The 14,506-nt window shown below is 47.3% G+C and carries 13 protein-coding genes and 12 tRNA genes; 2 read left to right on the forward strand and 23 right to left on the reverse strand.

Annotated elements, in window-relative coordinates:
- Window positions 1-2 precede the first annotated feature (2 nt).
- From BLS15_RS21190 to BLS15_RS21245, 11 genes are all read right to left on the reverse strand, one after another.
- Window positions 3-953, reverse strand: a complete 951-nt coding sequence (locus tag BLS15_RS21190; RefSeq protein WP_021254288.1) for an ABC transporter permease — start codon at window positions 951-953, stop codon at window positions 3-5.
- A gap of 80 nt (window positions 954-1,033) precedes the next feature.
- The gene (locus BLS15_RS21195) at window positions 1,034-2,632 is read right to left on the reverse strand and encodes an ABC transporter substrate-binding protein (RefSeq protein ID WP_021254289.1); all 1,599 of its coding nucleotides are present in this window, start codon (window positions 2,630-2,632) and stop codon (window positions 1,034-1,036) included.
- A gap of 242 nt (window positions 2,633-2,874) precedes the next feature.
- Complete coding sequence (gene zwf / locus BLS15_RS21200; RefSeq protein WP_021254290.1) at window positions 2,875-4,419, reverse strand: glucose-6-phosphate dehydrogenase; 1,545 nt, start codon at window positions 4,417-4,419, stop codon at window positions 2,875-2,877.
- Window positions 4,420-4,578: 159 nt separating this feature from the next.
- Window positions 4,579-5,352 (reverse strand): YwmB family TATA-box binding protein, encoded by a 774-nt coding sequence (locus BLS15_RS21205; RefSeq protein WP_021254291.1) that lies wholly within the window; start codon window positions 5,350-5,352, stop codon window positions 4,579-4,581.
- A 573-nt stretch (window positions 5,353-5,925) separates the two neighbouring features.
- On the reverse strand, window positions 5,926-6,591 hold the full coding sequence (locus BLS15_RS21215) for a response regulator (RefSeq protein WP_021254293.1): 666 nt from the start codon (window positions 6,589-6,591) through the stop codon (window positions 5,926-5,928).
- On the reverse strand, window positions 6,554-7,657 hold the full coding sequence (locus BLS15_RS21220) for a sensor histidine kinase (RefSeq protein WP_021254294.1): 1,104 nt from the start codon (window positions 7,655-7,657) through the stop codon (window positions 6,554-6,556). The genes BLS15_RS21215 and BLS15_RS21220 overlap by 38 nt, the downstream gene beginning before the upstream one ends.
- 35 nt (window positions 7,658-7,692) lie before the next feature.
- Window positions 7,693-8,343, reverse strand: a complete 651-nt coding sequence (gene liaF / locus BLS15_RS21225) for a cell wall-active antibiotics response protein LiaF (RefSeq protein WP_021254295.1) — start codon at window positions 8,341-8,343, stop codon at window positions 7,693-7,695.
- Between the two features lie 109 nt (window positions 8,344-8,452).
- Window positions 8,453-9,142 (reverse strand): PspA/IM30 family protein, encoded by a 690-nt coding sequence (locus BLS15_RS21230; protein WP_021254296.1) that lies wholly within the window; start codon window positions 9,140-9,142, stop codon window positions 8,453-8,455.
- Window position 9,143: 1 nt separating this feature from the next.
- A complete protein-coding gene (locus BLS15_RS21235; RefSeq protein ID WP_021258624.1) occupies window positions 9,144-9,644 on the reverse strand; it encodes a PspC domain-containing protein in 501 nt (166 codons plus the stop codon).
- Between the two features lie 8 nt (window positions 9,645-9,652).
- On the reverse strand, window positions 9,653-10,327 hold the full coding sequence (locus tag BLS15_RS21240) for a PspA/IM30 family protein (RefSeq protein WP_021254298.1): 675 nt from the start codon (window positions 10,325-10,327) through the stop codon (window positions 9,653-9,655).
- Window positions 10,328-10,380: 53 nt separating this feature from the next.
- Window positions 10,381-10,689, reverse strand: a complete 309-nt coding sequence (locus BLS15_RS21245; protein WP_021254299.1) for a LiaF transmembrane domain-containing protein — start codon at window positions 10,687-10,689, stop codon at window positions 10,381-10,383.
- A 259-nt stretch (window positions 10,690-10,948) separates the two neighbouring features.
- Between BLS15_RS21245 and BLS15_RS21250 the strand changes: the two genes are divergently transcribed.
- Both BLS15_RS21250 and BLS15_RS21255 read left to right on the forward strand, forming a co-directional pair.
- On the forward strand, window positions 10,949-11,488 hold the full coding sequence (locus tag BLS15_RS21250; RefSeq protein WP_021254300.1) for an NfeD family membrane protein: 540 nt from the start codon (window positions 10,949-10,951) through the stop codon (window positions 11,486-11,488).
- Window positions 11,489-11,605: 117 nt separating this feature from the next.
- Window positions 11,606-13,126 (forward strand): flotillin family protein, encoded by a 1,521-nt coding sequence (locus tag BLS15_RS21255; protein WP_021254301.1) that lies wholly within the window; start codon window positions 11,606-11,608, stop codon window positions 13,124-13,126.
- A 329-nt stretch (window positions 13,127-13,455) separates the two neighbouring features.
- Here the strand turns inward: BLS15_RS21255 and BLS15_RS21260 are convergent.
- The 12 genes from BLS15_RS21260 to BLS15_RS21315 all read right to left on the reverse strand — a co-directional run bounded on the left by BLS15_RS21260 (window position 13,456) and on the right by BLS15_RS21315 (window position 14,502).
- Window positions 13,456-13,538, reverse strand: a tRNA-Leu gene (locus tag BLS15_RS21260).
- Between the two features lie 12 nt (window positions 13,539-13,550).
- Window positions 13,551-13,627, reverse strand: a tRNA-Arg gene (locus BLS15_RS21265).
- A gap of 10 nt (window positions 13,628-13,637) precedes the next feature.
- Window positions 13,638-13,712 (reverse strand) — tRNA-Cys (locus BLS15_RS21270).
- 5 nt (window positions 13,713-13,717) lie between these two features.
- Window positions 13,718-13,792 (reverse strand) — tRNA-Gly (locus BLS15_RS21275).
- Window positions 13,793-13,795: 3 nt separating this feature from the next.
- Window positions 13,796-13,870: transfer RNA gene (locus BLS15_RS21280), tRNA-Gln, on the reverse strand.
- Between the two features lie 9 nt (window positions 13,871-13,879).
- Window positions 13,880-13,955: transfer RNA gene (locus tag BLS15_RS21285), tRNA-His, on the reverse strand.
- Between the two features lie 20 nt (window positions 13,956-13,975).
- Window positions 13,976-14,049 (reverse strand) — tRNA-Trp (locus tag BLS15_RS21290).
- 3 nt (window positions 14,050-14,052) lie between these two features.
- Window positions 14,053-14,138: transfer RNA gene (locus BLS15_RS21295), tRNA-Tyr, on the reverse strand.
- A gap of 4 nt (window positions 14,139-14,142) precedes the next feature.
- Window positions 14,143-14,218 (reverse strand) — tRNA-Thr (locus BLS15_RS21300).
- A 10-nt stretch (window positions 14,219-14,228) separates the two neighbouring features.
- Window positions 14,229-14,304 (reverse strand) — tRNA-Phe (locus BLS15_RS21305).
- A 40-nt stretch (window positions 14,305-14,344) separates the two neighbouring features.
- Window positions 14,345-14,421: transfer RNA gene (locus tag BLS15_RS21310), tRNA-Asp, on the reverse strand.
- Between the two features lie 5 nt (window positions 14,422-14,426).
- Window positions 14,427-14,502, reverse strand: a tRNA-Met gene (locus BLS15_RS21315).
- Window positions 14,503-14,506: the final 4 nt, after the last annotated feature.

Genomic DNA, 14,506 nt, shown 5'->3' on the forward strand with positions numbered 1-14,506 from the left:
ACTCACCCCGTTGTCTTAATTCGTGGATCTACTACGCCGTACAGCAGGTCAGCAACCAAGTTCCCGACAACCAGCATAACGGAAGAGATCATCGTAATGCCCATGATGACAGGGTAATCCAGCTGAAATACCGAACTAATCCCGAGTGCCCCCATCCCTGGCCATGAGAATACCGATTCCGTAATGAATGCTCCGGCAATCAGCTCAGGGAAGGACATACCGAGAATTGTAATGACAGGCAGCAGAACATTTTTCAGCACATGACGACGCAATACCGTGCCGCGAGTAGCTCCGTAAGCGTACTGAATTTGAACGTAGTCCTCTTCCAGCTGACTTATCGTATGCGAACGAATGTAACGCATATAGACCGATACATTCATGAAAGTCAGTACCGTACAAGGCAGAATTCCGTGCTTCAAAATATCAAGTGCGGAATCTACCCCGATTGTTCGCATCCCCATACTTGGGAGCAAGTTTAATTTCAACGCAAAAATATAAATCAGCATAATGCCAAACCAGAAGCTCGGGATCGAGATTCCGATATAAGACAGCAGGCTAAGGCCGCGGTCACTAAGACGATTTTTACGTGACGCAGCGTACATGCTAAGTGGTACCGAAATGAGAAGTGAGATCAACATAGCGGATCCCATAAGGCCAATCGTCGCAGGCAGCCGTTCTAAAATGAGCTCCGTCACCGGCCGATGGCTCATCAGTGAATAACCTAAATCTCCTGAAAATACATTTTTAAGCCAGTTCCAATACTGCACAATAATCGGTTCCGTCAATCCAAGGTCATGACGGATTCGCTCTACATCCTCCGCGTTCATGTTCGGTGTGACGAACGAAAGCACCGGGTCTCCCGGTGCTAGTTTAATGAGCGCGAATGATACGATTGAAATAAACCAGAGCAGTGGAATGGCTTGCAGAACGCGTCGCAAGATGTATTTCTGCAATTCAATTCCCTCCGTGCAGACGCCAGCCCTTGCTGGCGCCTGTATTCTGGATGTTTATGTTCGATATCAAATTATCGTGCTTAGTTCAGATAAAGTTTGGACAAATCTTCGAACATGAAGACCGGCTTCGCAACCGCTTCATCAAGACCGCCATAACGTTTGTCTACCGCGATGATCGCTTTGTCGTTTGCAATCGGATATACAACCGCCTCGCTGGCAATCGTTTGTTGAATTTGCTTGTACAGTTCGCCACGCTTCGTGCTGTCCATCTCTACTGCAGCTTGTTCCCACAGTTTATCGAGTTCAGGATTGTTGTAATGGCCGTAGTTGTACAGTTGATTGCTCAAGTAGAGCGATTTGTACGAATCCGGTTCAGTTCCCATTACATAACCATTGAAGGACAAATCGAATTTCGTGTTGTTCGGATCAAGCGACATATTGGAGAACGTGCCGGATTCAAGCGGCAGCAATTCCACTTCAATACCTACTTCTTTCAGCTTTTGTTGAATGTAGAGTGCTTGGCTTGTTTGAATCTTGCTTGCATTCGAGTACGCAAGCTTCAGCTTCAAGTTGCTTACGCCAGCCTGCTTAAGCAATTCTTTGGCTTTCTCCGCATTGTAGTCATACTTCTCAACATCCGCTGTGTAATACGTTGTATCCGGTGTAAAGATGGACGCCGCTGGGTCTGCAAATTCTGCAGAGCCATAAGCTAGCGGAATCAGTTCTTGCTTGTTAATTGCATAGGAAATCGCTTGACGGACTTCCTTCTTCTTCATCGCATCGATGTTCATATTGAACACCAGATAGTTCAAGCGGCCTTCAGGGTATACAACCATGTTCAGCTTGCCGCTTGTATTCAACTTGTTGTAATCCGCTGGTTCAACCTTGCGCATATTCAATTCACCATTCTGCAATGCTAAGTTCGCTGCATTCGGATCTTTTGCAATGCGGTAGATGACTTGGTCCAGATGACCCTTGCCTGCAAAATAATTATCGAAGCGCTCCAATGTTACATATTCGCCTGGGCGATATTCTTTGAACTTATAAGCACCAGAACCAATTGGAGCTGCATTCTTCGTGCTCTTCTCAATATCAGCTTCGCCTTCGAAGATATGCTTCGGAATCGGCTTGAACGAAGCAAAGATTCCTTCAAAGGAAGCAGATGGCTGTGGAAGAACCAAATCGACAGTTACGTCATCCACTTTCTTCGCCTGCAACGGCTTGCCGTTGAAAATGTAGGATTCACGATCCGTGCTGTGCTGCTTCTCATCCAAGATGCTGTTGATTGTGAATACAACATCATCTGCTGTAAGCGGCTTGCCGTCATGCCATGTCAATCCTTTGCGAAGCTTCAGCGTGTAAGTCAAGAAATCCTTCGATGGAGTAATGCTCTCCGCAAGTACGAATTTCTTCTTGCCTCCGTCTTCCACCGTATACAACGGTGCATACAAGGTTTGATTTATCGTCAACGTAACACGGTCATTCGAATACAATGGGTTCAATACACGAGGATCCTCTTGTACTGCAATAATAATATTGCCTCCATCCTTCGGTTGGCCTGTCCCTTCCGCCGTAGAAGACGTTGAATCCTTCGCAGGAGTAGAATTGTTACCGCACGCACTCACCACAAGGACGATAAGTGTGAGCAGCCCGATAATCCATAATTTGTTGCGTTTCATGTTGATTCCTCCCGATAGATGGTTAACAAGACTATGGAATCTAGTATAACTATATTTTTTTCAGAAGACAATAGTTTTTCCGAGCTTTTTGATAGGGATTAAAATCATCCTGTTTTCACAGTCACGAGATCGACACATGAAAAGGCGAAGCAGCCATTCACTATAAACTGCCTTCAACCTTGAACCAAAAAAGCTGTGCCCCTGTAGAGGGCACAGCTGATTATCAATCTATGGGAAACGAATTACTTCGTCCAGACAACTTCACTTTCTTCCTGTCCATTAACAGGCCACCAGTGGAATCCATCCTCTTGCAGAAGCTTGTCTGCTTGCTCAGGGCCCCAAGAGCCTGCTGGATAAGCAAACAGATCTTCGTTAGATTTCTTCCATGCCTTCGCGATATTATCAACGAATGACCATGCAGTAGCCACCTCGTCCCAACGCGTGAAGTACGTGGAATCGCCGCGAGCAGCATCGAAGATCAGACGCTCATACGCTTCTGGCGTATTGATGCCGACCATGCAGCTTTGGCAGAAGTCCATCGCAAGCGGTTGAATGCCGCCTTCCGCTCCAGGCTTCTTACCATTAAGCTTCACATAGATGCCTTCCATCGGATTTACGCGGATAACGAGCAAGTTCGGCTCCAGCTTATGCTTCTGTCCGAGGTATACATTCGTAGGCATGTTCTTGAATTCAACTACAACTTCTGTCGTCTTCACTGGCAGACGCTTGCCTGTCCGAATGTAGAACGGTACTCCCGCCCAGCGGAAGTTGTCAACGAATACACGTGCTGCAAAATATGTCTCCGTAACAGATGCAGGATTCACCTTATCTTCCTCACGATAGCCAGGAAGCTCCTTGCCATTCATCGAGCCTGCGGAATATTGTCCACGCACGACATTGCGGTGAACATCCTCTTGCTCTGGGTATTGGCGCAAGGAACGAAGCACCTTCACCTTCTCATCGCGGATATCTTCCGGATGCAGGCGGCTTGGCGGCTCCATTGCAATCATCGTGAGCATTTGCAGCATATGGTTCTGCGCCATATCGCGCAATGCACCTGCATGATCGTAATAGCCTCCACGCTCTTCAACCCCAACTGTCTCAGATAGGGAAATTTGAATATTCGCAATATGCTTGTTGTTCCAGAGCGGCTCGAAGAATGCATTCGCAAATCGAAGAACTTCAATGTTCTGTACCATTTCTTTGCCCAAGTAATGGTCGATACGGTACACTTCTTCTTCTTTGAATACTTGACGAATTTCTTCGTTCAGCTTCTCTGCTGACGGTAGATCGTAACCGAACGGCTTCTCGATTACGAGGCGGTGCCAGCCCTTGCTCTCCAGCATTCCGCCATCACGAAGATTGTGCGATACACTGCCGAACAATTCTGGAGCCAGTGCCAAATAGAACAGACGATTTCCTGGAATATCGTACTCGCGTTCGATATGCTCGGACTGCTCACGCAGTTCGCGGAAGCCATCTACATTGTTAATATCTAACGGTTTGTACTCAAAATGCTTAGCAAACCGGTTCCATTCCTCATCATTCTGAACCGGGTAACGGCAAAATTCGTCGATAGACGCACGCACATCCTGACGGAATTCTTCATGCGTACGAGCACGGCGGGCTAGTCCGATAACTGCGAAGCGTTCTCCTAGCTTGCCTTCGCGATACAGACTATATATAGCCGGGAACAATTTGCGGCGAGCTAAGTCGCCAGTAGCACCGAATATATAGAATACGGCGCCTTCTGCCAATTGGGATTCATGATTTTGCATCACAGTCATCTCTCTCCATCATCCTTACACTCGTTTATAGATCTGATATAGTTCCTATTTCGGATGTGATGCCATTTTAGCATACTTACCGTATAGATTCCATTCTTTCCTTGACGTCAAATATAATTCTCATTGCCTTGTCTAGCTGCAATTCTCAATCCATTCTCATTAATATTCACCGGCAATCAGCGGTGTACCGAAAGATATGCGAGTTTCTCCCTTGTCCCTGTTTTCATGAACAGCAAGCTGCAAATTTGCATTTCCATGCTTCATTTGCACCCCTGAACCCATATAGTCCGTCTGATAAGATACACTGATCGTACGCTCATCCTCATAGCGGTCAAGCGGTTCTGCTTGTCCCCATTCCCGCAACGATCGCTCAGCCCTCTCGAAGCTGTCCTTCAGCGATTGGCTCGCTACTGTCTGAACGGTCGCCGTCCATTCTGCCCCGTAATGAGATGACAGCTTCTTCATCAGTTGTTCTCCTTCTGCAGCTGACTGAGTCATACCGGTTCTGGCTGAACCCTGTATGGATATCGTATAGTATACGCGCCCATTCTCTTCTTGAAACCACAGAATCGCTGCCTCTATCGAATCCGATATATAAATTCCGCGATACGCCTCCTTGCCTTGTTCTTCCTTGCGTATCAGGTGTGCAGTGATTCCTGCATCCTTCTGCCACTGTTCGAGGTTCTTCTCCTTGCTGCCATTAGCTGCATAATTCCCTTGAATGAGCACCGTAGTCTGGAATTTCCCGGATCCGACCAATTCAGCAAGCACCCACAGCATGTTCACCCGCTTCACAAGATCAAGCTTCTCGACCGATTCCCGACTCCCAGCCAACTGCCATCGATCATTGCTTCCGATGAGTGCAATGGCACCGCATAATGCTAACAACACCAATCCTACTGCCGCAACGGCAGAACGGCGTACTGCATGCATCCTTCCATCACCTTACCTTATCGAAGTGTAGCACCTCTTAGAATTAGGCGGGCTGATTCTAGGTGTATGACCATACCTAGCATTCGTTCATGGAATAGACTACTGACATATACATTCAACCAAGAATGGAGGCTAACCAACCGTGGTTCCCGTTCCGATAGACGAGACATTCATTCGATTGCTGTGTGGCCGCCCGGTCTGTGTTGTGATGCAGAATGGAGATCAATATATAGGACGGCTTACCTCTTGTGAGGGGGGGAAAGTGATATTGAACGGCGATATTGTTACTACCTCGTACGCTTCTGCTGCATCCGTCGAACCTTCCCCAGTTAAGAAGCACAGAGGGAAAAAGAAAAACAGATCGCTTCAAGTTGCTGACACTTCAAATCAAGTATATACAAGCGCATTCGATCCATATAGAGCCAGTCCCTTCTTCCCTGGTGGACGCCTCGCTCTTGATTTGGGTCTGGTTTCCTTATTTTTTCTGCTTTTTATCTAGAATTCCTGCATCCTCTTCTCAGTTCATTCGAAAAAAACCCGAACACTCTCCTAGGAAAGCGCTCGGGTTCTCGGCTATTCAGCCAATCCGTTCTTATAAGCGTAAATCGCTGCCTGCGTGCGATCCTCCACACCAAGCTTCGCCAATATATTCGTAACATGGAATTTAACCGTCTTAATCCCAATAAACAGATCATCCGCGATATCCTGATTGGATTTCCCCTGCGCTAATAAACGAAGTACGTCCATCTCACGCTCTGTCAATTGTTCATGCGCCGCAGTTGGCTGTGCTGGCTGGCGGAATCGATTCATCATCTTGGAGGCTACCTGGGACTCCAGCACAGATTGGCCTCTTGCAGCCGCCCGGATGGCTTCAGCAATCTCTGTAGCCCGGGACGTCTTCAGCAAATAACTGAATGCTCCAGCTTCAATGACAGGATACATCTTTTCATCATCCAAATAACTTGTAAGTACGATCACTTTGCAGTCAGGATACAACTGCAGCAGCTTGCGGGTTGTCTCTATACCATCCATACCATCCATCACAAGATCCATAAGCACAACATCAGGCTTATACTCTTGGGCAAGACGTATTCCGTCCATCCCGTTGCTCGCTTCCCCTACGACCTCAATGCCTTCTTCTGTATTCAGTACTGCAGCAAGGCCGATGCGAACCATTTCATGGTCATCTACCAACAATACTTTAATAGGATTGTCCATCATCGATGTTTCCATCTCCATCGTTCAACTCTTCCTCCTTCAGACCAGGCTCTTCTCTCATGACAGGCACTCGAATTTCGATCCGGGTTCCTTTGTCAGGTGCGGTAATGAACTGAATGGAGCCACCCACTTCATTTACCCGCTCTTGCATCGTACGAAGGCCATAGCTTGCTTGCTTCTTATCGTCCCAATCAAATCCTATCCCATTATCACGAAGGAGTAAACGAACGAAATCCCCTCGATTTTGCAGTTTGATCTCCATCCGTGATGCCTTCGAGTGCCGCAGTGTATTCGACAACGCCTCCTGAACAATCCGGAACAGATGATTCTCTACGCCCTTCACTAATCCAATATGATCATCCATCTCACAATGGATTTCAATTGGAATTTTGGACTGAAGCTCGCGGATCAGCTCCGCCAAACCTTGTGTCAAGCCTTTTCCCTCCAAATGTACAGGCCGCAAATGAAGCAGCAGCGCTCGCATCTCAGACTGGGCAACGGAAGCCATTTCTTCAATCAGCTCCACCTGCCGCACCGCTCGATCAAAATCAACATCCAGTGTTCTCCGTACAGCGGTAGCTGTCATTGATATTGCAAATAACTGCTGGCTTACCGCATCATGCAACTCCCGCGCCAAGCGTTGCCGCTCTTCTATAATCGCAGATATCCGAGCCTGCTCTGCCAATTGCGCATTATTCGTGGACAAGCGCTGCATCGAAGTCACTTGTTCTTCCCAACGCTTGCTTACTCGCTCCAATTGTTCAGCTAGCTGGCCGATCTCGTCATCGCCGAGATCCGGCATCGGCCGCGATAGATTCCCCTTCTCCAAGAGCAGCATCGATTCGCGCAGCAATTCCACCCGACGCTTCATTCGATAACCTTGGTAAAACGCAAATATCGACGTAATGATTGCAACGACAAACAACACCGATAATGTCGCCTTCACTCCGTCGATCCAAGTCTCAAATGGCTGCACATAACCATATGATTGCATCAAATAAATGATGACAAAGAATAGTATGATAGAAAGGAGAAGCGTCTCGCCCATTAATCGTACTACCATATTCACATGCTTTTTCGGTTCCATACCGGCCTCTGCATCTCCTTTCTCCGCTAACAGTCCTACATGTGCAACCTGACATCAATATCTCCTACGAGGTAAGAAATATGGAGTTTCACCTTTTGCTCCGTAAACTCGTAATTCGGCGATCGCCACGTCCACTTGTTCAAAAATCCGGTTTCTTTGTCGCGTCCCACATCAATTTGTCCAAATATGACCGTAGCTTCGATATATACACCAATGTCATCTGGAATCATAATGTCCATGTCACCTAATACACCTTGAAAGATGAGGGTGGTTTCCGGTTCTTCCAATATCGCTAAGGACAAATCAATATCACTTTCCCCAATGAAATGCCACATGCTCTGGCTATGCAAAATATACGGAACTCGATCCCACTTCAGGCTGGACGTAATATTCTGGCGCTTTTCGACATGATCATGTTTCTGGTCTTTGCGAGCACGCGAATAGAATATCCCTAACGAAATCAAGATGATTCCGACGAATAACATTAAATGTTCCAAAAGTAACAGTGTTCCGCCGATACCTAGCAAGGTGTACCCTACACGCAATTCTGCAGCACGAACTTTGCGTATGCCCAAATACAGCATTACAAGTGCGACAAACGTTACGAAACTAAGCCACTTGCCAATTAAAATGAGCAACCCGAAGACGATAAGAATATATGCAAGCAAACGGTTGTTTTTATTCATGTCGCACCTCCTGTCACAAATATTCGCGGATAGCACTTACGGCGATGCTAGCGCATCGCCGTAAGCTACCTATGTTAGCATATCACAACCTTGGACATCCCCCAAGGATTTATTGCTCCGTTTGACCCAATTTTTGCTTCAATGCTGCCAATTGCTCGTTTACCTTCATTTCCTTCTCTACATCTACTGGCGGCTGGTAATTGGATGAAGTGCCTGCATATCCGCCGTAAGGGACACGCATGACTTCAGCTTCTGCTTCCAATTGCATAATCTTCTCTTCCATGCGATGGAATCCGCGAGTTGCAGAACCTGATTCGATGGAATGGTTGCTTGTAATAGAAGACATCTGCTTGCGTGCCTTCGCCATTTGTGCACGTGCAGCCAATTCATTGCGTTTGTTGCGCAGCTTGTAGAATTCATCCTTCATCGAGCGCAGCTGATGCATTAACTCTTCCGCATGGCCCTGTGCTTGGGCATGCAAGTCGCTGTATTCAGCAACTTTTTGATCATAGTACAGTTTTTCTTCCAGGAACTTGCGTGCCATTTCCTCTTGGCCTGACTTCAATGCGCGTTCTGCCTGTGCTTCACGGTCAGCTGTAAAGCGAATAGCTTCATCATAACGATGCTTGATTTGGCGCTCACTTGCCATTTGCTTGGCAACTGTTACTTCCGCATCATGGATTTCTTCCTCCATGTCGCGCAGATATTGATTCAACATTACCACTGGATCTTCTACTTTATCCAACAACTCATGTACAGAAGCCTTAGTCATATCTTTAATACGTTTGAATACACCCATCTTATTTGTCCCCTCTCTCGTACTTCGCTACTTTTTGGCGAAGTTCTTCGATTTCTTTTTTCAATGCTTTTTTCTCAATATCCATCATCATCGAATCGATGGAAGAATCATTAGAAGATGCATAATTGGCATCATAACTGTTGGTTTGCTTCACTCCTCCATATGTGGAGGAGCCGTATGGATTCGTCGGCCCTGCAGCTCGTGGTCCGTTGTAATAGTTCGGATCATTGGAGTAGCCGCCTTGGTAACCTTGTTGGCCTTGATAGCCGCCTCCGTATGGGCCTGCACCATAACCGGTAGGTCCAAATGGCTGGTACGGCTCCTTAGGTACTACTAGTGATACTACAAAGTATACGGCGATAAGTGTGAACGCCGAGAAGAATACTCCGATTACAAACAGGACACGCAGCAGAGTGACATCGAATCCAAGCCATTCACCTAAGCCGCCGAGGAGACCGCATACTTTACGATCCCGTGTCGAACGGTACAACTTTCTGTTCATGGCTTACTTCACTCCTTTGCTGAATCTAATTTTTGTTTCAGGCGCTCCATTTCGCGCTTCAAAGCCATATCCCGTTCCGGGTTGATGTTGCCCATCGTTTGGCCGCTCATGCGGCGTACATCTTGAATGCCTTGCGTTTCCCATTCCATCCCGGACACTCGATCCTCGAGTCTGCGGAACATGCTGTCCACTTGCCCCACACCGTATTGTCCGAAGCGCTCGTTCATTTGCTGCTGCAAGCGAACGGTCTGCATTCTAGCGATGTAATACTGGCGCTTGTCGTATACAGCTTGATATTCGCTCTTGAGCATATTCAATTGCTCTTCCAGCTCAAGAATCGCATCCTTGCTCTTTTCGTACAATTCTGAATACTGCTGCACCTTATCCTCATGCATCAGCTTCTCTTGCAATGCAATCTTGGCTGCGAATTCCTCCCCCGCCTTTAAGGCCAGCATCGCTTGCTGCTCTCTGCGAGAACATAATTCTTGTGCTTGATTCATTTGATTTCTCATTTGATTCGCATGCATGACATATTGTTGATAGAGGCGGTCTGCCTCATTAATATCATGGCGTGTACGCATCAGGAACTGGTCAATCAAGCGGACAGGATCTTCAACCTTATCCAAACGTTCATTCAATGTTGCCATCGTAATGTCGCGAACCCTTTTCAAAATACCACTCATTCAGCCTTACCCTCCTTGAACCGACTATTTGCAATTATTAATAATCACCTTTGTTAAAACGGATGGCTCTTGTTGCGCTTGCCTCCCAACATCGATATCCCGAAACCAATCAATCCTACGGCAACGATGATACCGATGATCCAGGACAACTTGCCAATCAACGATATCGCTCCGATAATGATGAAAATCCATCCGAAGAATGAATTCCCTGCCTTCACTCCATAGTAGCCAAGCGCAATCAGAATGAGAGGGAACAAGTAGCCAAACCAGCTGCCCAGATGAATCCCGAACTTGCTAAGTAATATGATTCCTCCCAGAGCGATCAGTACAAAAGCGAATGTGTTACCTTTGTTCGTTTGCATTCGGTTCGTCACCACCTTTCGTCGTGTCTTGCTTATGTCTTTATTTTAGGTGGAAATGCATTTGCCCAAAACAGGCCGGGGACGGTTTTTGATCCTAGACTCAAGTCGGGGGACCTGACCGACCTTTGATCGAGCCTATACTAGACTGGTCTGAAGTCGAAGTTGAAACAAAGTTTCGCCAATTACGTATATATTTCCATAACTGCCCATTCGCTGCAGGCGTCACATCCTTCAAGCGATGAGAAAGGAGCGCATCGTCATGCACACATTATATTGGGGATTGCTGATATTCGGCGTTTTGTACGCCATCGTCTCACTTCTGATTGGAGAGGTGCTCAGCCATGTATTCGATGGTTTAGTTGGCGACAGTCACCTTGCGGTGCTTCAGCCAACCATACTCGTAAGCGGCTTAACCGCATTTGGCGCAGTCGGAGTCCTGCTTAGCCGTTATACAGTTTGGGCTTCTACAACCATTCTCCTCACCGCTCTTGCTGGTGCACTTGTAGTATCCATTGGTGTCTATTTTCTATATGTAAGGCCTATGGAGAATAGTGAGAACTCCATTGGATTCTCCATTACAGAACTTGCAGGTAAGGTTGGGGAGGTCAATGTTCCGATTCCGGCTGCTGGCTATGGTGAGGTCATTGTTCGAATCGGAGCTGGAGTAACGAATCAAATTGCAGCCTCCTTCGACAAAGAAGCCATTCCTTCCGGAACGACCATCGTCGTTGTTGAAGTAAAGGGAGATACGCTGTATGTATCCCCGCTCAACGAGGAAACACTCCGTCCAACCCATTAACATCATTGCTCTTCTGTTCCTGGACTTATATCCTACATTCTCACTTCGATTCGATTTATGGATTCATGTGTATTCAGGCATTGCCTATACAAATATATATAGAGGGAGCTGTATCTTATGGAGTTTAGTGAAGCATTGATCATCCCATTAATCGTTATTGGCGTCATACTCGTACTTGGCCTTGCATTCTGGGCACGCTACAAGACCGTCAGCCCAGACGAAACAATGATCGTCACCGGTTCTTATCTGGGACGCAAGAACGTATCCACTGACGAATCCGGACGTAAAATGAAAATTGTTCGCGGCGGTGGTGCATTCATCCTGCCAATCTTTCAGCAATCACAATTTCTATCCCTACTCTCACACAAGCTTGATGTAACCACACCAGAAGTGTATACCGAACAAGGTGTACCCGTCATGACTGACGCTGTAGCGATCATTAAGGTAGGCGGTACTGTTGAAGATATTGCAACCGCTGCAGAGCAATTCCTTGGCAAGCCCACCGAAGCGCTGAAGAGTGAGGCTCAAGAAGTTCTCGAAGGTCATCTACGCGCGATCCTTGGTTCCATGACCGTCGAGGAAGTATATCGCAACCGTGATCGATTTGCTCAGGAAGTACAGGGAGTTGCCGCTAAAGATTTAAAAAAGATGGGTCTGCAAATTGTATCCTTTACGATTAAAGACGTGCGAGATAAGCACGGATACTTAGATGCACTCGGCAAACCACGTATCGCAGCCGTTAAACGTGATGCAGACATTGCTGAGGCAGAAGCTGTTCGTGATGCCCGTATCCAAAAGGCCAAAGCGGAAGAAGCAGGAATGAAAGCCGAGTTGCTCAGAGATACGAACATTGCTGAAGCTTCCAAAGAAAAAGAATTAAAGGTTGCTGCTTTCAAAAAAGACCAAGATCTTGCTCGTGCGGAAGCAGACCAAGCATACTTCATTCAAGAAGCACGTTCCAAGCAAAGCGTTGTTGAGGAACAAATGCGTGTCGAAATTGTTCGCAAAGAACGTGAGATTGATCTGGAAGCCAAAGAAATTCTCCGTCGTGAGAAACAGTATGATGCAGAAGTGAAAAAGAAGGCCGATGCGGATCGCTATGCCGTTGTTCAATCTGCCGAAGCTGAGAAGTCACGCAAAGTACTGGAAGCGGATGCCCTGCAGTATCGTATCGAAGCCGAGGCCAAGGCCCTCGCTGAACAGAAACGCTTAGAAGGTCTGGCGATTGCCGATGCTGAACGTGCGCGTGGTACGGCTGAAGCTGAAGTCATCCGCCTGCGTGGTCTAGCCGAAGCAGAAGCGAAGGAGAAGCTTGCTGAAGCGTTCGAGAAGTTCGGCGAAGCTGCTGTTCTCGATATCGTCGTTAAGATGATGCCAGAACTCGCTGGCAAAGTCGCAGAGCCACTCAAGTCCATCGACAAGCTCACTGTCGTTGACACAGGCAACGGTGAAGGAGCAGCACGGGTAAGCAACTATGTCACACAACTCATGGCGACTGCTCCACAAATGTTAAAAGACGTATCCGGTCTGGATATTGAGAAAATGATTAAGCGATTTACCAACGGTCCGGAACATAGCAAGCAGATCAAGCCAGCACTCGATCTACCTACGAACGAACCAACTAAACAGCCCGAGTAAACCTTGAAACACTTAGGTCTTATTCATAAAAACAGCCTTGCAGAGCAAACTCTACTCGTTCGCTTTGCAAGGCTACTCTATTTGTCCACTATCCCAGCAACATCTAACCGTGAAGCATGATCTACATCCATCTGATGCTCGTTCCTCTATTATGGACATCCTATGTTCGACTTAATAGGTTCGACTACTTCGCGTTTTATTTTTCCTGTCCTCATGATTCAATTTGCTGTCAAACTGGCTCAAGCAACTATGTAATCGTCTTATCGTATTCTTTCATTTCCGAGAATAACAAAAAACCTTCAATCGCTTGAAAGTCTTGTTTATAAATATGGTGCCGGTGAGAGGACTCGAACCTCCACGGTTTCCCTCACGATTTTGAGTCGCGCGCGTCTGCCAATTCCGCCACACCGGCTTATGAAATTAATGGCGTGCCCTGAGAGATTCGAACTCCCGACCTTTTGATTCGTAGTCAAATACTCTATCCAGCTGAGCTAAGGGCACAAAAGATGTTTGGAGGCGCCACCCAGATTTGAACTGGGGAATAAAGCTTTTGCAGAGCTTTGCCTTACCACTTGGCTATGGCGCCACATCTGGAGCGGACAACGAGATTCGAACTCGCGACCCTCGCCTTGGCAAGGCGATACTCTACCACTGAGCTATGTCCGCAAATGGCTGGGGATATAGGATTCGAACCTATGCGTGACGGAGTCAAAGTCCGTTGCCTTACCGCTTGGCTAATCCCCAATGTGGTAATGGGGCGATCGAAGGGAATCGAACCCTCGAGTGTCGGAGCCACAATCCGATGCGTTAACCACTTCGCCACGACCGCCATATTACATTAGAAATTGTTGGCAGGGGCAGCAGGAATTGAACCCACACCAAAGGTTTTGGAGACCTTTGTTCTACCTTTAAACTATGCCCCTACATGGTGGAGGATGATGGATTCGAACCACCGAACCCGGACGGGAACAGATTTACAGTCTGCTGCGTTTGGCCACTTCGCTAATCCTCCAAGATGGTGCCGGCGAAAGGAGTCGAACCCTCGACCTACTGATTACAAGTCAGCCGCTCTACCAACTGAGCTACACCGGCGAAATTTCTATGGTGGCTTGGGACGGAATCGAACCGCCGACACAAGGATTTTCAGTCCTTTGCTCTACCGACTGAGCTACCAAGCCTCATTGAGATCCTATTAAATTCAAGCCACTTGAAAATAAATGGCGGAGCTGACGGGATTCGAACCCGCGGTCTCCTGCGTGACAGGCAGGCATGTTAGGCCTCTACACCACAGCTCCATATTTGGTTGCGGGGGCAGGACTTGAACCTGCGACCTTCGGGTTATGAGCCCGACGAGCTACCAACTGCTCCACCCCGCGATAT

The sequence above is a fragment of the Paenibacillus sp. cl6col genome (genome assembly GCF_900102125.1).
GTDB lineage: Bacteria > Bacillota > Bacilli > Paenibacillales > Paenibacillaceae > Paenibacillus_B > Paenibacillus_B suaedae.